Below are 19,216 nucleotides of genomic sequence, written 5' to 3' on the forward strand. Positions count from 1 at the left end.
CTCTTCGCTTTCAATCTGTTAATCCAAATTTGGGCCGGTCTGGCCCGGCGCGATGAAAAGCCTGCTTTACCGGAGTTCCATGTCCACTAAAGAGCTTGCCGTTTCAACAACTTCCCTTGACGAATTAGAAAAGCCTGCCCCGGAAAAGGGTAGCCGAAAGCAAAACAACGGCCAGGCATACACCAGCGAGAACATCAAGGTTCTCGAAGGACTGGAAGCTGTGCGACTGCGTCCTGCCATGTACATCGGTTCGACTGGCGAGATGGGGTTGCATCACCTGGTCTATGAGGTTGTCGACAACTCGGTGGACGAGGCTCTGGCTGGATTTGCGACCAAGATCGACGTGGTCATCCACGTCGACAACTCCATCACTGTCATCGACGATGGCCGCGGCATTCCTGTCGACGAAAAAACCCTCGACAACGGCGAAAAGATGCCGGCCGTGCAGGTGGTCCTGACCAAGCTGCACGCGGGCGGTAAGTTCGACTCCTCTACCTACAAGGTTTCTGGCGGACTCCATGGCGTCGGTGTTTCCTGCGTCAATGCATTGAGCGAAGAATTCGACGTCGAAATCTGGCGCGACAACCATACCTACGAGCAGGACTATGAGCGTGGTAATCCCGTATCGAAGCTGCGCCAGACGGGCACGTCCAAAAAGCGTGGCACGAAAGTCCACTTCCTGCCCGACAAGACCATCTTCACCGCCACGGAATACAACTACGACACGCTGGCCCAGCGCCTGCGCGAGCTCGCCTTCCTGAACAAGGGGCTTGAGATCACGCTGGTCGATGAGCGCGTAACCGATCCGAAGACGGGCGAAGCCAAGCGTACTGAGTTCAAGTATGTCGGCGGCATCGCCGAATTCATCAAGCACCTCAACAAGGGCAAGCAGGTGCTGCACGAAAAGCCCATCGTGATGGAAGCCATGCGCGACAACGTCGACATGGAGATCGCCCTCCAGTACAACGACGGCTACTCAGAGACCATCTTCACCTTTGCCAACAATATCAATACCGCAGACGGCGGCACGCACCTCTCCGGCTTCCGTACCGCGCTTACGCGCACCATCAATGCCATCGGCCAGCAGATGGGCCTCTTCAAGGATGTGAAGGAGAACCTTTCCGGCGACGACGTGCGTGAAGGCCTGGTTGCCGTCATCAGCGTGAAGCTGCCGCAGCCGCAGTTTGAAGGCCAGACCAAGGGCAAGCTGAACTCCGACATTGCCGGAACCGTGCAGGCCCTCGTCAATGAGCGCCTGGGCATGTTCCTCGAGCAGAACCCACCCGTCGCCCGCAAGATCATCAACAAGGCTATCGATGCCGCGCGCGCCCGCGAAGCTGCGCGCAAGGCCCGAGATCTGACCCGCCGCAAGGGAGCTCTCGATTCAGGCGGTCTGCCTGGCAAGCTCGCCGATTGCAGCGAGCGTCAGCCGGAGCGTTGTGAGCTTTATCTCGTCGAGGGCGAGTCGGCAGGCGGAACCGCCAAGCAGGGACGCGACCGCCGCTTCCAGGCCATCCTGCCCCTCAAAGGCAAGATACTCAACGTGGAAAAGGCCCGCTACGACAAGATGCTGGGCCATGAAGAAATCCGCGCCATGATCACCGCGCTCGGCACCGGCATCGGCAAGGACGACTTCGACGCGACCAAGCTGCGCTACGGCAAGATCATCCTCATGACCGACGCCGATGTCGACGGTTCACACATCCGTACGCTGCTGCTGACTTTCTTCTTCCGCCACATGAACGACCTCATCAAGCGTGGACACGTCTACATTGCGCAGCCGCCACTCTATCGCATCAAGAAGGGCAAATTCGAGCAGTACATCAAGGACGACCGCGAGTTCGTCAAGGTCATGGTAAAGCGCGCCTCCGATGGTATGATCGTTCGCCACGGCGAGAACGCCACCAAGCTCGAAGGCGCGGCGCTGACCAAGTTCATGGGCCAGCTTAATGAGTACCTCGGCTTCTTCGATAAGGTAAACAAGCGCCTGCGCAACGATGAAGTCACCGGCCTCTTCGCGAAGCTCTTTGCACACGAAGGCAAGGAACCGGTGAAGCGCGCCGACTTTGAAGGCGATGCAAAGTCCGTCCCGGCAAAGCTGAACGATCTCTACAACGAACTGAAGAAAATTGAAAAGAAGCACCAGTTCAAGTCGCTCGACAAGCCTGTCTACGATGAAGAGCATCAGACCTGGTCGCTTGTCTTCCATGACGCCCAAGGCGCCGAGCGTAAGCTTGACTGGACCTTCGCATCTGCCCCCGAGACACGCCAGATGCTGGCAAAGTACGCGCAGATCAAGGACGCGATCGAGCCGCCGTTCCTCATCGAATATGCCAGCAAGACCGCCGCTACTCCTGAATCTGATGCGGAAGAGACCGAGAGCGAGACAACCGGCGAAGTCGAAGCCGGCAAGCCCGCGCCGAAGCGAGCCGGCCGCGCCTCGCACGATCCGGTCGAAAAGCAGACGCCGCACGAGCTCTTCGAGTACGTCATCGAGCAGGGTCGCCGCGACTATCAGGTCCAGCGCTACAAAGGCCTGGGCGAGATGACCTCAACCCAGCTTTGGGAAACCACGATGGACCCCGAGCGCCGTACGTTGCTCAAGGTGAAGCTCGAAGACATCGCGGAGACAGAAACCATCTTCACCACCCTGATGGGAGAAGACGTGGAAGCGCGCCGTAAGTTCATCGAAGACAATGCGCTCGACGTCAAGAATCTCGACATTTAGCGGGAAAAAAATCATCGTCATCGCGGATACCCAGATGCTGCCTGCACCCGAGTATCCGTCGATGGTCTGCATGGATGTGTTCCGAGCAGAAACTGGATCGATCTGCGTCAACTCACTATCTGCCCGATGACGAGCGCTTCAAGTTCCTTCATCGAGCTGGCCTTTGAGGGATATTTGACTTTTGTTTCTTACTAATTCCTATTAGTAAATAGGCACATCTTAAGGATCGGGAATGGCTGTTACTCGACGCAGTTTTTTGGTTTCTTCCGCTGTATCGCTCGGCAGCGGACTTCTTTACGCAGAAAAAACAACCCCTCCCGCCCCTTATGGAGTTCTGCCATCCGCACGCCAGCTTGCATGGCACGAGATGGAAACATATAGCTTCCTCCATTTCACAGTGAATACCTTCTCCAACAAGGAATGGGGCTATGGAGATGAAGATCCGGCAATTTTTCGTCCAACAGCTTTCGATCCAGATGCGATTATCGGCGCTTTGAAGGCCGGGGGCATGAAAGGCATTATCCTGACCTGCAAGCACCATGATGGTTTTTGCCTGTGGCCTACGAAAACGACGGAGCACTGTATTCGTAACAGCCCGTGGAAGGATGGAAAGGGCGACGTTGTTCGCGAGATATCAGATGCAGCACGCCGGCACGGACTAAAGTTCGGAGTCTACGTCTCTCCCTGGGACAGGAGCAATGCGAATTATGGCAAACCGGAATACATTTCCATCTATCGCCAACAGATCACCGAACTATTGACCGGCTATGGTCCTGTATTTGAAATCTGGTTCGATGGTGCAAATGGCGGTGATGGGTATTATGGTGGCGCTCGAGAAAAACGAATCATCGACAAACACTCCTACTATGGCTGGCAGCAAACATGGGAAATAATTCGAAAACTACAGCCTGAAGCGGTGATCTTCAGCGATGTGGGGCCAGATGTTCGGTGGGCAGGCAATGAGGGCGGCCACGCCGGAAAAACATGTTGGGCAACCTACAGTCCTGTTGGTGAAAATGGCGGCCCAGCATCGCCTGGAGATGTTCGATCCCAGGAGTCGACGGTTGGCACGCGCAACGGTTCTTCCTGGATGCCAGCGGAGTGCGATGTATCGATTCGTCCCGGCTGGTTCTGGCATGAAGCGGAGAACTCTCGCGTCAAAACACCGCAGCAATTGATGGATTTGTATTTTGATTCTGTCGGCCGCGGCGCAAGCTTTCTCCTGAATGTTCCTCCAGATCGGCGCGGCGTTCTAGCTGAAGAGGACATAGCTTCCCTCAACGGCTTCCATCAGCTTTGGCATCAGACATTCGATAACAACTTAGCCGTAGATGCGCGTTTGCATGCCTCCAATGTGCGAGGAAGCAAACACATCTATGGGCCACAGAATCTACTGAATTCCAACAGGCAATCCTATTGGGCTACCGACGATGCGGTAAGAACTCCTGAACTGGTTGTAGATCTGCGCACGGAGCAGGCCTTCAATATAATTCGTCTTCGCGAGGCCATCCAGCTAGGCCAACGTATTGAGGCATTCGCGCTCGATACATGGCAGAACGGCAGCTGGTCAGAAATAGCACAGGATACAAGCATTGGATCCTGTAAGCTCATTCAATTAAAAGAGTCGATAACGGCACGCCGTCTTCGACTACGCGTTACGTCGTCACCCGTATGTATTGCACTCTCTGAATTCGGTCTTTTTCTCGCAAAGCAATAAGGCTCCGTATGTAATGCGAAGTCTTGAGTTCCCTGAGGGAACAGTACTCGTGAAAATTTATGTGAGATGCTGGTGGTCAAATGTACATCCTCTCCGCCATCACATACTTCTTCGCGCATTACACCTTTCTGCCCATGCTGGCGTTGGCTCTTTTGTTCGGCATGCTTGGTGGAGCGATTGCAGCATGGCGAAAGCAGCCCGCCTGGGGCATGCTGTTTATCGCCGGCTTCTTCTTTGGCGGAATCAATGCCTTCACCGGTCACATTGTGAATGCACTGCTTCTTAATGCAGCTGGGGTACGCGGCAGCGCGGTCATCGTCCACTCCTCGCAAACAAACAATATGCTGAACGAACACTATGTCTGGGAATATGACGTGGTGTTGAAGACCGCCGCCGGCGACATGGCCACGAAAGTCGATGATATGTCAGCGAGCATCTACCCGGTTCGCAATCAAATACTAATCCCACCCGAGGGGCAGGCCTTCATCATAAAGTACGTCCCGGGCTTTGAGCGCAACTTCGTCATCATGAGTGATGAATCGCAGTATGGAAAGGAACGTCTGATCGCATTGGATTTTCAACCCGTCGAGAAGGCCGCAGCCCAACTCGAGGTGAGCCCGGACAATTCGGCCTTTATCGAGGAGTATCGTACTGCCCTGCAAAAGTTCATCAACGCGCATCGCGACGATGCCGACCCCAGACTGATCGAGGGTTGCGAACAAAAACTCAATTCTCTCGGTCCCGCCTCAAAATAGCACGTAGCGATTAAACCCGACTGCATGCCAAGACATACACCTCGGGCTTGAACTGGAGATCTACAAACGGATAAGTCAGTTTTCTGCACCGGTTTGGCAGCCAGAAATCTCTTCAACCCGGTGAATACAGGCTGAGAAGACCCAGCTTCTACCGCAGCTTCCCGAACTTGTAGACAATCCCCGCGCTGCCGGCAAACTCATTCTGAGTAATAAAGCCATAGTGCGTGGGCTGCCAGTCGGCGACGGCGCGCACGGACCAGTTCGGCGTCAGGTTATAGTCAGCCCACGTGCCCACCGCCATCCCGAAAGCCACCTTGTTGTTATAGATACCAACCTGATTCGGCTGCACACCGGAATTCTTAAAACCTTGATCAAAGGATCCGTCGGCTGCTCCGATCAGCACATGAGTGCCGACTGTATAGTTTTCTCTCCGGATTACCCGGAAATTAGGGCCCACCAAGAACAGGTGCTCAGACATGTTCGACGTGGTGATGTTATACGCATTCGTCGGCACAATGATGGTCCCATAATAACCACGTATGGAAAACTCAAGTCCGAATAGCTGCTTGAACCACGCCGTCGCATCGCCTGTCCAACCCTTCACCCAGATGGCTGACACGCCGCGGCCCTGTCCGGGGTTGAAGTGCGAAGCAGCAAATCCGCCATACAAATCCCAGCGCTGCTCATACTGTGGCAGCACACTTACCGGCGCAGTAGCCTGCACTTGTGCGTGTATGGATGTGAAAGCAAAAAAGCAAACGGAATACGCAAACAAAACGCGCAGAAAACGGGTGCTAAAAATCACGCTATTTCAAACCTCATGGACTGGCCATCCAGGCGGACGCGCGCCATTCTTGCTCAGGCCTGTCGTTTCAACTTCCTTCCCGCTCCCGTTAGTCGCTCGGGCAGCGGCAAAAGGCACTTCTATAACTTATCATTCTGACGGCTGAGGCGATGCGTCGTCACTAATTCCACCTAGGGGATCTGACCAAGCCACGACCAAAGGGAACGAAAAGTAAATCGAGCCAGTCAGCAGCAGCAAAATGGCGCGCAGAGCACGAGAGTGCCTAGAACCTGCCCTGAGCGAAGCCGAAGGGGCCAGTCCTAGTTCATGCGGCGGCGGTCATTTGAGTCCTTTTCGTTGCCTATGTAGCGACCTTCTTTGTCGAAGTGTGCATCGAGGTTCTGCTTGCGCATATAGACTTCGAACTTCTTCGCGGCACGGCGTCGTTTCCAGCGATAGTAGCTGTTGCGCAGCCCGAAGTAGCTTTCGCTCGCGGCAAACGCATATCCCCGGCGTGGAGCGGCCTTGATGTAGAGGTAGCCGGCAAGCGCGCCGCCGAGCTGCGCAAGCGCATATACGCGGTTTGAAGAAAATAGCATGGCGACGGCGATCAGCATATAGACGATGACGAGGTATTTCGCCTTCATTGTCATGGGTAGTGGAAAGAGCATGAACTCCAGGTCGCCATAGAGAACACCAAAAGCCACGAGAAGGCCAAAGATGCCGCCGAAGCAGCCTGTGATGGCATATGCGGAAAAGCCATCGGCGCGCATTACCAGGCTGAGACCAATGGCAGCAATTCCTGCGCCAATCACGCTGATAAAGAACAGCTCTGCCAGCCAGCGTGGCCCATGATTCGCCTCAAGAAAGCTACCCAGGAACCATAGCGACAGCAATTCAAGCGCCGTGCCCAGGATTCCCTGATGGACAAAGCAGTAGGTAATGATCTGCCAGAGGTATCCATGTAGGAAATAAGGGGGAATCAGCGCTGCGATGCGAATGACCTGGACAGCAACCGGAGCAGCAACCCAGCCCAGCACCAGAAGCACAAAGAAGGTACCCAGGTTCCAAAGGATAAGGTTGCGCGTGAAGCCGCGGAAGTCGGGAAAATTCAGGATTCCGGCAGTGCGTGGCATACGAGGCATACGAATAGAAATATTGTCTCAGGAAGCGGGAATCTCGTCTTGCGGACAGCGGACCGAGGCTGCGTTTTAACTGAATTCAGCTCTAGTTTTTGCCGTAGAATGGTCGGCACTTGTCCGACTACCATTCCGGAGACCGCATGCGACTGTTTCAAGCAGTTGTCTTATCCATGACTGTTTTCATCGGCCTGTCGGCCCACGCTCATACACAGCCTTCTCCCGTTCCTCAAATGCCCTCTCCGCACCCTCAACCAGACGGAAATCAACCACCACCTACTATCCTTTCAGCCGCGCATGCTCTCGAAGCCTCCGACCTTGAAGCCTTCTTCGACGGCATCATCCCCCTGCAACTCGAAAGGTCTGACATTGCCGGCGCATCCGTTCTTGTGATGAAAGACGGCAACGTGCTCCTCAAAAAAGGCTACGGCTACGCCGACCTCAAGACCAAGAAACCTGTCGATCCGGAAACATCCATCTTCCGCCTCGCCTCCATCTCCAAGCTCTTTACCTGGGTCTCCATCATGCAGCTTCAGGAGCAGGGCAAGCTCGACATCGATACCGACATCAACCACTATCTCGATTTCCAGATTCGTCCGGCCTTCGGCAAGTCCATCACCCTGCGCAACCTCATGACGCATACCGGCGGCTTTGAGGAAGAAGACCGCGACCTCATCGTGATCAACTCGAAGAAGGACATCCCTCTGCGACAGTTTCTGGTCGAGAACCAGCCCCGACGCATGTATCCTCCCGGCATCATCCCCGCATATTCGAATTACGGAGTAGGCTTGGCCAGCTACATTGTCCAGCGCGTGAGCGGTAAGCCCTATGAGCAGTATGTTGCCGAACACATCTTCGCTCCGCTGGGCATGACGCACTCCACCTTTTACCAGCCGCCGCGCGACACGCTCGCCAAATTGCCCTCCACCGGCTACCACGGCAACACCGAAAAGCCTCCTGTTGGCTTTGAAATTGTTCATCCTGCCGGAGCTGGTGCACTCTCATCTACCGCTTCGGATATGGGCCGCTTCGGCACAGCATTGCTTAATGGAGGTGAGCTTGACGGCAAGCGTATCCTCAGGCCTGAAACGCTGGCCGCTATGTGGATGCCGCAATTCCGCGCCAACGACCAGATGCCGCCCATCTGCATGGGCTTTTATCAGACATGGAGGAACCAGCTGCGCTGGATCGGTCACGAAGGTGACCTGATCGCCTTCCACAGCCTCTTCTTCCTCGAACCGAGCAAAAAACTGATCCTCTTCGTCTCCTACAACTCCGCCGGTGGAGGCGATAAGCCCAGACCTGAGATCATCAACATGTTCACCGACCGCTACTATCCAGGCGACAACAAGCAGATATTCCTGACCCTCCCGCACAGCGATCTGACCGCCATCGAAGGGACCTACCAGACCACCCGCCGCGCCGACAGCACCATGCTCGCTCTCGGCAACCTGTTTTCTCAACGGCGCGCCACCGTCGACAAAGACGGAGTCCTCAGAATTACCGATATAAAAGACCTGCGCGACCACACCGTCAAATGGAAGCCCATCGGCAAAGACCTCTGGCAGGAGATCGACGGCCAGCGCCGCCTATTCACCATCCGCGACGGACAGGGCCGCATCATCCGCCTGGCATACGATTTTCCCGGTATCCAGTCACAGCGCGTGCCGTGGCATGAAAACAGCAGGTTCGTGTTGCCCCTCGCCGGGGGCAGCCTTGCCATCCTGGCCGCGGTAGTCCTGGCTTCGCTCATCCGCCTCTTCCAGCGCATTTTCTTGCGGAAACGCCCGCGTCCCGAACCCGGGCCGGGAACTATCCGGCTGCACCTTACCTCGCGTCTTGCGGCGTGGTTTTGGGTCGTAATGCTTCTTGCCATCTTTATCTTCTTTGCCGGTGCGGGAGATGACCTGCTCCCGCCGACCAGCGCCTGGGACAAATATTTTCACTTGGTCAACGCCGTTATATTTCTCGCCATCATCCTGAGCCTTTTCTCCGTTATTTCCGGACTGAGTATCTGGAAATGGAAAGAGCTGCGCAGAATCACCAAGGTAAAGTTCTCGCTGGTGGCCCTGACCTGTGCGGTCTTGAGCTGGCTTGCAATCCACTACAACCTGACCGGACCAGCAACCCGCTACTGAAATGTTTTCGTGAACTTTTCCGGGCCGGTCGCGTCTTATCTCTGAAGATGACCCAGCATCTTGCTTGCGGGTTATTACGTCAGAAGCAGTATAGGTATCTGTGGTAACGAATATCGCTATGCGACCCCATTCACAAAAATTTCTCTGGAATGCAATACAGGAGTGACGAAAGTTAATGGAAACATCTTGACGCGTTTACGCCTTTTCTAAAAAACTAACGAAGTTGCATCCTGCAATTTGTTGGAATCATCCTATTCTCCGATTTCTGTAGATGGAGGGAATTTATGCCTAATTGCCCTGAATGTGAGAGTGTTCTCGACTTTGATGAAGAAGAAGTAGAAGAAGGCGACGTTGTCGTCTGTGATGAGTGCGGAACTGAGTTTGAAGTAGTCGCCACCGATCCTCTGGAGCTTGCAAAAGTAGAAGAAGACTATGAGGATGAAGAAGAGGACTACTCTGAAGAAGAGGAAGAGGAATGAAGCAGTTTTGCCGTACCGTTGATCGCACTGCCGCGATCGTTTTGCTGATAGCCTGTTTTGCCTTCACCGCCGCTGCCGTTGCGCAAAGCTCATCGGCGCGGTCGGTCGAAGGCAAGGTATATGACGCGCAGAGCGCCGTCGTGACCGGCGCCGTCGTCTACCTGCAGGACGGCAAGACAAACAACATCAAAAGCTTTATCTCTACTCAGGACGGAAGCTACCGCTTCGGCCAGCTCTCGACCGACATCGACTACCAGGTCTGGGCCGACTACAAAGGTAAAAAGAGCGACAAGAAGACTATCAGCTCCTTCAATTCGAAGAAGCAGCTGGTGATCGACCTGCACCTCAAGGAATAAGACTTACTCCACCCGGCAGATCAGGCATTTCAGGTACTCCGTTTCCGGAATCGTCAGGATGACCGGGTGATCTTTTGCTGCCCCGCGTCGCTCGATCAGGCGCACGCGCCGTCCCGCATCACCTGCCGCTGCGGCAACGATCTCCTGAAAGTCTGCGAACGATACATGATGCGAGCAGGAGCACGTCACCAGCGTCCCGCCTGGACGTAGCATCTTCAATGCGCGCAGATTCAGCTCCTTGTACCCGCGAAGCGCGCCTTCCACTGCGCGCTTCGATTTCGCAAACGCCGGCGGGTCGAGCACGATGGTGTCATAAACTGTGCCCGACATGCTCCAGTCGCGCAGCAGGTCGAAGGCGTTGGCTTCGATCCAGTCCACATTCGCATTCGCGAGCGCCGCTGCATTCGCCGCAAGATTCTTCTCCGCAACTTCAAGCGCAGCGCGCGAAACATCAACACCCGTAACACGCTGGCAGCCCCGTACAAGGTGCAGCGCAAACCCTCCCTGATACGTGCAGACATCCAGAGCCTCGCCATGTGCATAGCGCGCCGCCGCGGCATAATTCTCCCGCTGGTCGAGAAACGCACCTGTCTTCTGTCCTGCATTTGCGTCGTATTGGAACACAAGCCCATTCAGCAGGAAATTTACCTGCGTCAACGGCGCACTGGCATCAACCGAAAACAGCGGAGCAGCCAAAGGCGCGCTCATCTGCTCGAGCTCGCGAATGCGCAGATCAGGCCTCTCAATGATGCTCACTGGACTGAGCTCTTCGCCAAGCACTCGTACGATCACGTTCCGCAGGACATCGTTGTCGAGCGGCTTGGTGAGCAGCTGCAGGATGACAAGCTCTCCATACTTGTCCACAATAATTCCCGGCAGCGCATCCGCTTCGCTGAAGACCAGCCGGCAGGCATTGGTCTCTGCGTTAAGCAAAGGCTTCCGCAGAGCAATCGCAGCCTGAAGTCGCGCCTCTATCAGGCCAAACCACTGCGCCTCGTCGATCATATCGGCCGAGACCAGCCGCAGCGCAATCTGCGAGACGGAACTGTAAAGCGCAGTCCCCAGTAGAATCCCCCGCTGGTCGGCCACCGGAACCAATCCGCTCGGCTCGCCCGCAATTTCCAAAACATCTGACTGGTAAACCCAGACATGCCCCGCGCGCAGACGGTCCGCCGCCCGGCGCGAAATGATCGCCACCGCCCCATCAAACTCCATCCTCGGCCTGATCTCCAGTTGTTTTTCCCTGGAACGGCGGGCCGTTTGCTTCATGCCTAACTCCTTAAAAACCCATAAAATACACTATCAAAATCCCCACAAATGCAGACGATGGGACGCATCCATTTACCCATGATTTGCATGTCGCGCCTATAATCAATTATGGCAACTGCGCAAAGCGCGTCGGTTTTCTCTACAAAGAAACCAACGGGCTCTCCCCCGAATGAGGCCGCGACGCACGATCCTTTTGCGCCTCAATTCGAAAAGCTGATTGCCACCGTCCGCGCCAACCGCCCCAGCGACGACACCGAGATCATCCGCCGTGCCTGGGAGTTTTGCCTCGAGCATCACAAGGGCCAGCTCCGCGCCTCTGGCGAGCCGTTCGTCCTTCACCCGCTTGAAGTTGCTGTCGTGCTGGCAGAAATGAAGCTCGATTCAACTGCCATTGCCGCCGGCCTGCTCCACGACGCTGTCGAAGACACCCCCGTCACCACCGCCGACATCGCCGCCCGCTTCGGCGAGCAGGTGGCCCATATCGTCGAAGGTGTCACCAAGATCGACAAGATCCAGTTCGCCAACAAGGAAGACCGCCAGGCCGAGAACGTCCGCAAGATGCTGCTCGCCATGGTCAGCGACGTGCGCGTCGTTCTCATCAAGCTGGCCGACCGCCTGCACAACATGCGCACACTCGAGCACCTGTCGCCGGAAAAGCAGCAGGTGATCGCCCGCGAGACGCTCGATATCTACGCTCCACTCGCTCATCGTCTGGGCATGGGCAAAGTGCGCGGCGAGCTCGAAGACCTGGCCTTCCGCTATGTCGATCCCTACGGCTACAGCCAGGTGCATGACGAGATCGAAGAACGCCGCAGCGAGGGTGAACAGTTTCTTGCCGGAGTAGAGTCGCTGCTCTCCGAAAAGCTGCGCGAGCACAACATCAAGGCGCGCGTCGAGTGGCGCATCAAGCGTCTCTACAGCATCCATCAGAAGCTGGTGAAGTCGCGCATCAACGTCGACCAGGTCTATGACCTGCTTGCTCTCCGCGTCATCACCGCGAGCGTGCAGGATTGCTATGCCGTCTTCGGCCTCATCCACTCCATCTGGCGTCCGGTGCCCGGCCGCATCAAGGACTTTATCGCCATGCCGCGGCCCAACCTCTACCAGTCACTGCACACTACTGTGATGGGCGAGGGCGGCCACCAGTTCGAGGTGCAGATCCGCACTGAGGACATGCACCGCATCGCCGAAGAAGGCATCGCCGCACACTGGAAGTACAAAGCTGGCGGATCGCCCATCAGCGCGCGCGACGAGCAGCGCCTTGCCTGGGTGCGGCAGCTCGTCGAGTGGCAGCGCGAGATGAGCGACCCGAATGAATTTCTTTCGACGCTCAAGATCGATCTCTACCCCGAAGAGGTTTACACCTTCACTCCGAAGGGCAAGGTAGTCGTGCTTCCCAAAGACGCGACGCCGCTTGACTTTGCCTACTCCATCCACACTGAAGTGGGCCACAGCTGCGTCGGCGCCAAGGTCAACGGACGCATGGTTCCATTGCGTTCGAAGCTCCGCAACGGCGACATCGTCGAAGTCGTCACCCAGAACGGGCACACGCCCAGCCGCGACTGGCTCACCTTCGTCAAGAGCTCGCGGGCGCGCAACAAGATCAAGCACTGGCTCAACGAACACCAGCGCGAGCGTGCCATCGAGATCGGGAAAAAGCTCATCGAGCGTGAAGCGCGCAAGTACAAGGTAGCGATCTCAAAGTTTGAAGATTCCGACTATGAGCGCGTGGCCAAGGACTACAGCATGGTCACGCCCAACGATCTGTTGGCTTCGGTCGGCTTCGGCAAATACTCGGCGCGCCAGGTACTCAACCGTCTCGCTCCCGGCTCAACCATCCAGCAGACGCAGGAGACAGACGCGGCCGTCACCGGTACCTCCGACGCCGTCAAGCGCGTCACTGCGGCCAGCGGCGCCGATTCGCTCCAGGTGGAAGGCCACAACGAGTTGCTCGTCTACCGCGCGCGATGTTGCAATCCTATCCGCGGCGAAGAGATTATCGGCTATGTCACCCGCGGCAAGGGAGTGGCTGTACACGCGCGCAACTGCCCCAACGTCCAGAACCTGCTCTACGAATCCGATCGCCGCATCACCGTCGAGTGGGCGCGCGCATCCGATGAAGCACAGTCCCGCCGCACGACGTATCCGGTGAAGCTGACCATCTTTTGCGACGACCGCGCCGGCATGCTGAAAGAGATGACAGCCATCATCAGCGACGACAATACCAACATCCGTTCAGTCGACTCCCGCCCCGGCCCCGACGGCAGCGCCACAGTGGAATTCGTGGTCGAAGCCGAGGACGTGCGCCACCTCACCCGCCTGGTGCAGGGCCTGCGGCGCGTTCCCGGAGTGCGCGAAGTCCTCCGCTCACAGAAGCTTTAGACCGCCGTTCCTGAGCAGGCCGGAGCGCGGTGAAGGCGTGCAAAGGATCGTGTACACTGGAGTAGACCCCCGTGTCGGGACGTGGCTCAGCCTGGTAGAGCACTCGCTTGGGGTGCGAGGGGTCGGCAGTTCAAATCTGCCCGTCCCGACCATTGCATGGAGCAGCCGCCTTGTCAGATTCTGGTGCTCCTACTATTTGCAACAAAAACATCAAAATCCACGAACAAGTTGTGTTGAGTTTGTGTACCGGGGTGCCCACCCCTATCGCACTGCGGCTGCCCAAGCGTTGCGATGGGAAGGGAAGACTTCAGACAGGAAGAAGTGGAAGAAGCAGGGGGGACCCCCTCCCCCCTATGTAGCAGTTGGTTTATTTGTTTTCAATGACTTACGAGGGGGTTACCCCCTGCTATGTGATTGATTCTTCTATTGCTTGTGCACTACTCCATTGTTTTCTTATATTTAGTGGGTAATCTATTTTTTGGTTACCTTCTCGGCAGTGCTCAGACAAGCGTTCTTCAGGATTCGGAGGGTGTCAGTTCGTGGTTGAAAACAGCCGGGCGCTATGGCGCTTGATGTTTTGTATGGATCCTTCATTCCATTCAGGATGACAAATTCGCAGGGTATTGGCTTCCCTCCGTCGGCCTTTTTGGCCGACCTCCCACGAGCCCTTCGATTCGCTCAGGGCAGGTTCTTTCTGCTCGTGGGGGTCCTTCGACTCCCCCTTCACCCTGTTCAGGGTTCGCTCAGGATGACCAGAGTGGCGGAATGTACAAAAGCCCGCCTTCATTGGCGGGCTTTTTCTCTCTATTTTTAGTTTATCAATTTTCACCCTAATGCTATGCCAACTATTTCTATTCTATTTTTGCTTTGGTTTGTTGGGGTTGCGAAGTTTTGTTCGGTTTCCGGGGCTTGACAAAGGTTTCGCATCCCTCGGTAAACACATGGCCAAAAGAAAAGCGGCCCATCCGGGCCGCTTTCTCAAAGCAGAGCTAACTTCCGGTTAGAACTGGAAGCTGGCTTTGAGCTGGATGATACGTGGTGAAGCGTCTCCGCCCAGCCCGTTGCCGAAGATGCTGGTCGGGGTGCTTACGACGCTATTGATCAGTCCGAAAAGCGGGCTCGAGATGTCGCTCACGGGCTGCGCGAAGTTCGGATGGTTGAAGAGGTTGAAGAACTGCGCTCCCACATTCAGACTGGCGCCTTCCCAGTGCGGAATGGCGAAGCCTTTCTGCGCAGCGAAGTCGGTATTCACATAGTGCGGGCCGAAGAACTGGTTACGGCGCTGGCCTCCGAAGCCCGTCGGAGAAGCGAAGCTGTTGATGTCGAGGCAGGGATTGCCTTCGCCGGTAGCCACGTTGGCGACTGCGCTGGAGCTGCAGTTGTAAGAGGATTGCGGGCCAAGCTGCTGGGCAAAGGCTGGGCCGTAGTAGTTCTGTCCGTTGAGCGCCGAGGCCAGGTTGCCGTCAGTAATCGAATAGGGAAAGCCGGTGTGGTAGAAGACCGTTCCACTGAGCTGCCATTTGTCAGTAAGCACGTGCGGGCCGCCCCAATAAGGCAGGCGGACAACATAGTCGGCAGTGATGTTGTGGCGAACGTCGTAGTCGGCGTTGCCGTAGTTCTGGCTCAGATCATACGGATTGTTCGGGCTGCTGGTGTTGCCGGGATTGAAGGGCAGGAAACCGCCATTCGAAATCTCGTCAAAAGCATGGCTGTAGGTGTAGTTGAGCGAGACGGTGGCGTACTTGTCGCGGTGGTTGGCGGTAACCATCAGGCCGTTGTAGTTTGAGGACGCGGCGCTCTGATAAAGCTGTACCTGGGCAAAGGACGGCACTGGAGCCGTTGTGGGCAGAGTGCCGAAGCCATAGGCGTTCGCGCTGTTGTTCACGACCGGCTCGTGATAACCGTGGTTGCCCACATAGCCAACCGCGAGAGCGGTGTTGTACGGGAACTGGTGCTCAATCTGCAGACTCCACTCTTCGTACTGCGGATACTGAACACTCTGTGCGCCGGAAACGAAGTTGGGCTGCGAGAAGGTGGGATTGCTTGCTGACAGGCTGTCGAAGCTTGCCCCGGTGGTGAAACCGCTGCGGAAGGCAGCAGCATCGGCTGCTGCGATCTGCGAGCCGCTTCCGGGCTGTGAAGGATCGATCAGAGCACCGAAGACGGGGAAGGTCGGCTCAGTAGGCGGGTTGGCGATGAGGCTATCGGCAACAGTGCCGGGAAAGACATCAGCAAACATGCCGAAGCCGCCACGAACTACAGTGTTGTTGTCAGGGAACGGAGACCAGTTGAAGCCGATGCGCGGCTCGGCCATGATCGACTGGTAGCCGTGGAAGGCCTGATGCTGGTTTGCAGCGATGTAGCTGCTGTAGGGCGTAGAGGTGTCGGGGTTCTGCCCGAAGAAATCGCCGGAAAGGCGGGCAAAGACATTCTTCGTGCTGATGGGGTTCGAATTGTGCTCGAAGCGAATGCCCGCATTCAGCTTGAAATTGGGGCGAATGGCCCAGTCATCCTGAACATAGGCGCCGAGCTGATAAAAGGCGAGAGGCTGCGACTTGCTGAGCGGGAAGGCCTGTACGGTCTGGTAGGCATAGCCGTTGTCGAAGGAGTTCGAGCCGACACCGGACTCCTGAGACAGGGTCGGGCCGAAACCTATCATCAACGGGGCGGTAAACTCCATTGGATCGTAGTCGCTGATGTCATCGCGCTTGAAGGAAGCGCCTACCTTGATGGTGTGGCTGCCGCGCGTGATACTCACGTCATCGAGGAACCCATACTGGGTTGCATTGCGGCCGTTGGGGAAATAGCCGTACTGGCTCAGAGTGGTGAACTGGTCCGTGTGTCCGGTGGTGGGATCCTGATCGTCGAAGAACTCGAAGGTTCCCGGGAAGGCGGCGAGGGCCGCTACCGGGTCAGGCGCCTGGAAGATGGCGCGATAGTACGAAGCGTTGAAGGTGAACTGGTTGATGATGTTGGGTGAGAAGCTGTGCGTTTCCGCAAGCTGGCCTTCATAGGAAGGCTGGTTGCTGACCAGGTTGAAGATCGGATTAATGGGGTCGGTATAGGATGGCTGGAAACCCTTGTCCTGCTTGTAGCGGACATAGAGCTTGTCGTTATCGCTGATGTTCCAGTCAACACGCCCGGCGAGAATCCACTCATTGGCTCCGGAAGAGGCGGTGGAGCGGAAAGTGTTGACGTCAGGGTTGACGCCACCGCCATCGACAAAGGGAGTCGCACCTGCAACTCCAGGAGCGGTGTTATAGAGGTTGAACATGTTCTGGTAGAAACCGACTTCGCTGGGGTTGTTGGCGGCTACCTGGCTTAGAATGCGGCTCTGGTAGGAAGCACTCGGGACATAGACAGCAGTATTGGTGGGGAAGACGACGCGCAGGCCTTCGGTATCGAGGAAGAAGAAGAGCTTGTCCTTCTTGACGGGACCACCGATGGATGCCGCCCACTGGTTGTCGTTATCAAAGGGCTTCTTCACGCCTTGCTGGTTGTTGAAATACTCGTTCGCGTTGAGGACGCTGCCGTTCCACCAGTAGACGAGGTTGCCATGGAAGGTGTTCGAGCCGGAGCGGGTGATCTCGTTCATCTTGGCGCCGCCCAGTCCGCCGTATTGCGCAGCATAGGCATTGCTGATGACGGTGGCTTCGCTGATTTCGTTATTGCCCAGCAGAATATTGGTCGCGCCAGAGTTATTCACGTTGAAGAACGGATCATTCTCATCGGTTCCATTCACCGTGAAATTATTCGAGGTCGCCGGCAGACCAAAGCTTGAGAAATTGCCGTAGCCGAACTGGCCGTTGGTGGCCTGGTTGGTGCTGTTGATCACCGATCCGGGAGCGAGCTGGCCCATGAAGGTGATGTCATTGCCCGGATTGGGCATGCTCTGAATCTGCTGCTGGTTGAAGCTGGTGGAAATATTCGCGTCTTCGGTATGGATCAGCGGCTCAGAGGTGGCGCTGACTTCGACGGTCTGCGAGCTGGAGCCGACACTCAGCTTGAGGTTCCCGGCGGCGATGGTTCCGTTCTGCACAGTAACCTTGACGCTGGTGTTCTGAAAACCGGGAGCGGACACGGTGATCTCATACTGGCCGGGCTTGAGCAGGGAGACGCGGTAGGAGCCGGCATCATTCGTCGTGGCGGTCTTGACTTCGCCGGTATCGAGGCTCCTGACGGAAACAGAGGCATTGGGCACAACGGCGCCGGCAGGGTCGGTGATCGAACCGACAATGTCTCCGGAGATAGACGACTGGGCGGCCGCCTGCTGGATTCCGGATCCAAGGAGGAAGGCAGCCAGAACTGCAAGCACCCCAAGGATGGAGCGAATATTTGTTCTTTTCATATTATCTATATGTGCAACTGTCATACCAAAGTCGAGCTAGAGCAGATTTCTGTTAATAATTAGTTAATACATAGATAATAAGTGATTTATTTGGAATTTAAAGGCAAAGTCACGTGTTACAGGATGGGACGGGTCGGGAGCAGGCGGGCACCATATGGATTCTGGAATATGCGATCTATTAATTAGTAGATTATGTATTGTTTTACAAATATTGCTGCTGATTTGTTGAGCTTCCATTAGCTATATGCCCGGGTAATTACGCCGGGCATGGGCAGTTATGGCAGATGCAGCGTCGGGGATTCGCGTCCTTGCCGGTTCCTGCTTACAATAGCGGGGAAAGGTACTTGAAAACGATGGCACATATGGTGTTTTGCGCGCGCTATAAACAGGAGCTGGAGGGGCTGGACGAGCCTCCCTTTGACAGCGATTTCGGCAACAAGATTTATCACAACGTCTCGAAGAGGGCCTGGCTGGAGTGGCTGGAACACCAGAAGATGCTGCTGAATGAATACCGTCTGCAGCCCTGGACGCCGCAGGCGCAGGAGTTCCTGGTGGAGCAGATGGACCGCTATTTCTTCGGCGAGGGATCGGAACTGCCGAAGGAGTATGTTCCTCCGGCGCATTAAACTCCTCTTCATTCCTCAATGCATTTGCGAGGGCTAAAGCCCTCGCCTACTGGTTCAGGTCTGACTGATTTCGAGGAATTCATGAGCGAAAAGAAGGTTGTTTCTACGTCCAAGGCTCCGGCGGCGATCGGGCCATATTCGCAGGCGGTGCGGGTTGGCGATTTTCTTTACACTTCGGGGCAAGTGGGGCTTGATCCGGCGAGCGGCACGGTGGTCGAAGGCGGCATTGAAGCGCAGACGACACGGGTTCTCGAAAACCTGAAAGCTGTTCTCGAAGCTGCGGGGATTGATCTGATTCACGTCGTAAAGACCACGGTTTTCCTGAAAAACATGAACGATTTTGCAGCCATGAATGCCATCTACGGCAAGTATTTTGCGCCGGATGGCGTGGTGGCTCCAGCACGTTCTACGATTGAGGTGGCGCGGCTGCCGAAGGATGCATTGGTTGAGATTGAAGCGATTGCGAAGCTCTGACCATCGAAAGGAATAGAGGGC

Annotated in this window: 13 protein-coding genes and 1 tRNA gene; 10 read left to right on the forward strand and 4 right to left on the reverse strand. The window is 56.0% G+C overall.

What is annotated here, in order from left to right; genetic code table 11:
* The first annotated feature begins 79 nt into the window (after positions 1 to 79).
* From gyrB to AC5S16_RS07050, 3 genes are all read left to right on the forward strand, one after another.
* Positions 80 to 2,728 carry a DNA topoisomerase (ATP-hydrolyzing) subunit B gene (gene gyrB / locus AC5S16_RS07040; RefSeq protein WP_493929332.1) on the forward strand — a complete coding sequence of 883 codons (2,649 nt, stop codon included), beginning with the start codon at positions 80 to 82 and terminating at the stop codon, positions 2,726 to 2,728.
* 232 nt (positions 2,729 to 2,960) lie between these two features.
* Positions 2,961 to 4,445: an alpha-L-fucosidase gene (locus AC5S16_RS07045; RefSeq protein ID WP_493929333.1), complete on the forward strand. Its 1,485-nt coding sequence runs from the start codon at positions 2,961 to 2,963 to the stop codon at positions 4,443 to 4,445.
* An 80-nt stretch (positions 4,446 to 4,525) separates the two neighbouring features.
* Positions 4,526 to 5,200 carry a hypothetical protein gene (locus AC5S16_RS07050; protein ID WP_493929334.1) on the forward strand — a complete coding sequence of 225 codons (675 nt, stop codon included), beginning with the start codon at positions 4,526 to 4,528 and terminating at the stop codon, positions 5,198 to 5,200.
* 148 nt (positions 5,201 to 5,348) lie between these two features.
* On the opposite strand, the gene AC5S16_RS07055 is transcribed toward AC5S16_RS07050, so the two are convergent.
* Both AC5S16_RS07055 and AC5S16_RS07060 read right to left on the reverse strand, forming a co-directional pair.
* The gene (locus tag AC5S16_RS07055) at positions 5,349 to 6,005 is read right to left on the reverse strand and encodes a hypothetical protein (RefSeq protein ID WP_493929335.1); all 657 of its coding nucleotides are present in this window, start codon (positions 6,003 to 6,005) and stop codon (positions 5,349 to 5,351) included.
* Between the two features lie 299 nt (positions 6,006 to 6,304).
* On the reverse strand, positions 6,305 to 7,120 hold the full coding sequence (locus tag AC5S16_RS07060) for a rhomboid family intramembrane serine protease (RefSeq protein WP_493929336.1): 816 nt from the start codon (positions 7,118 to 7,120) through the stop codon (positions 6,305 to 6,307).
* 146 nt (positions 7,121 to 7,266) lie between these two features.
* Here AC5S16_RS07060 and AC5S16_RS07065 point away from each other — a divergent pair, with 146 nt between their 5' ends.
* From AC5S16_RS07065 to AC5S16_RS07075, 3 genes are all read left to right on the forward strand, one after another.
* Positions 7,267 to 9,261, forward strand: coding sequence for a serine hydrolase domain-containing protein (locus AC5S16_RS07065; RefSeq protein WP_493929337.1), 1,995 nt, complete (start codon positions 7,267 to 7,269; stop codon positions 9,259 to 9,261).
* Positions 9,262 to 9,545: 284 nt separating this feature from the next.
* Positions 9,546 to 9,740, forward strand: coding sequence for a hypothetical protein (locus AC5S16_RS07070; protein WP_493929338.1), 195 nt, complete (start codon positions 9,546 to 9,548; stop codon positions 9,738 to 9,740).
* Positions 9,737 to 10,096 carry a carboxypeptidase-like regulatory domain-containing protein gene (locus AC5S16_RS07075; protein ID WP_493929339.1) on the forward strand — a complete coding sequence of 120 codons (360 nt, stop codon included), beginning with the start codon at positions 9,737 to 9,739 and terminating at the stop codon, positions 10,094 to 10,096. The genes AC5S16_RS07070 and AC5S16_RS07075 overlap by 4 nt, the downstream gene beginning before the upstream one ends.
* A gap of 3 nt (positions 10,097 to 10,099) precedes the next feature.
* Here the strand turns inward: AC5S16_RS07075 and AC5S16_RS07080 are convergent, their stop codons facing one another.
* Positions 10,100 to 11,365, reverse strand: coding sequence for a class I SAM-dependent rRNA methyltransferase (locus AC5S16_RS07080; RefSeq protein WP_493929340.1), 1,266 nt, complete (start codon positions 11,363 to 11,365; stop codon positions 10,100 to 10,102).
* 108 nt (positions 11,366 to 11,473) lie between these two features.
* Between AC5S16_RS07080 and AC5S16_RS07085 the strand changes: the two genes are divergently transcribed.
* Entirely contained in the window at positions 11,474 to 13,747 is a 2,274-nt protein-coding gene (locus AC5S16_RS07085) for a RelA/SpoT family protein (RefSeq protein WP_493929341.1), read from the forward strand.
* Between the two features lie 75 nt (positions 13,748 to 13,822).
* Positions 13,823 to 13,899, forward strand: a tRNA-Pro gene (locus AC5S16_RS07090).
* Positions 13,900 to 14,747: 848 nt separating this feature from the next.
* Here the strand turns inward: AC5S16_RS07090 and AC5S16_RS07095 are convergent.
* A complete protein-coding gene (locus AC5S16_RS07095) occupies positions 14,748 to 18,095 on the reverse strand; it encodes a TonB-dependent receptor (protein WP_493929342.1) in 3,348 nt (1,115 codons plus the stop codon).
* Between the two features lie 353 nt (positions 18,096 to 18,448).
* On the opposite strand from AC5S16_RS07095, the gene AC5S16_RS07100 reads away from it, so the two are divergent.
* Both AC5S16_RS07100 and AC5S16_RS07105 read left to right on the forward strand, forming a co-directional pair.
* Positions 18,449 to 18,721, forward strand: a complete 273-nt coding sequence (locus tag AC5S16_RS07100; RefSeq protein ID WP_493929343.1) for an oxidative damage protection protein — start codon at positions 18,449 to 18,451, stop codon at positions 18,719 to 18,721.
* Positions 18,722 to 18,802: 81 nt separating this feature from the next.
* Positions 18,803 to 19,195, forward strand: a complete 393-nt coding sequence (locus AC5S16_RS07105; protein WP_493929344.1) for a RidA family protein — start codon at positions 18,803 to 18,805, stop codon at positions 19,193 to 19,195.
* The last annotated feature ends 21 nt before the right edge of the window (positions 19,196 to 19,216 follow it).

This window comes from Acidobacterium sp. FHG110202_01 (assembly GCF_059115305.1).

What these genes read in the sequence shown, in the direction of transcription:
- gyrB (WP_493929332.1), top strand. Translation starts at nt 80, where the DNA reads ATGTCCACTAAAGAGCTTGCCGTTTCAACAACTTCCCTTGACGAATTA.
- AC5S16_RS07045 (WP_493929333.1), top strand. Translation starts at nt 2,961, where the DNA reads ATGGCTGTTACTCGACGCAGTTTTTTGGTTTCTTCCGCTGTATCGCTC.
- AC5S16_RS07050 (WP_493929334.1), top strand. Translation starts at nt 4,526, where the DNA reads ATGTACATCCTCTCCGCCATCACATACTTCTTCGCGCATTACACCTTT.
- AC5S16_RS07060 (WP_493929336.1), bottom strand. Translation starts at nt 7,120, where the DNA reads ATGCCACGCACTGCCGGAATCCTGAATTTTCCCGACTTCCGCGGCTTC.
- AC5S16_RS07065 (WP_493929337.1), top strand. Translation starts at nt 7,267, where the DNA reads ATGCGACTGTTTCAAGCAGTTGTCTTATCCATGACTGTTTTCATCGGC.
- AC5S16_RS07070 (WP_493929338.1), top strand. Translation starts at nt 9,546, where the DNA reads ATGCCTAATTGCCCTGAATGTGAGAGTGTTCTCGACTTTGATGAAGAA.
- AC5S16_RS07075 (WP_493929339.1), top strand. Translation starts at nt 9,737, where the DNA reads ATGAAGCAGTTTTGCCGTACCGTTGATCGCACTGCCGCGATCGTTTTG.
- AC5S16_RS07080 (WP_493929340.1), bottom strand. Translation starts at nt 11,365, where the DNA reads ATGAAGCAAACGGCCCGCCGTTCCAGGGAAAAACAACTGGAGATCAGG.
- AC5S16_RS07085 (WP_493929341.1), top strand. Translation starts at nt 11,474, where the DNA reads ATGGCAACTGCGCAAAGCGCGTCGGTTTTCTCTACAAAGAAACCAACG.
- AC5S16_RS07095 (WP_493929342.1), bottom strand. Translation starts at nt 18,095, where the DNA reads ATGAAAAGAACAAATATTCGCTCCATCCTTGGGGTGCTTGCAGTTCTG.
- AC5S16_RS07100 (WP_493929343.1), top strand. Translation starts at nt 18,449, where the DNA reads ATGGCACATATGGTGTTTTGCGCGCGCTATAAACAGGAGCTGGAGGGG.
- AC5S16_RS07105 (WP_493929344.1), top strand. Translation starts at nt 18,803, where the DNA reads ATGAGCGAAAAGAAGGTTGTTTCTACGTCCAAGGCTCCGGCGGCGATC.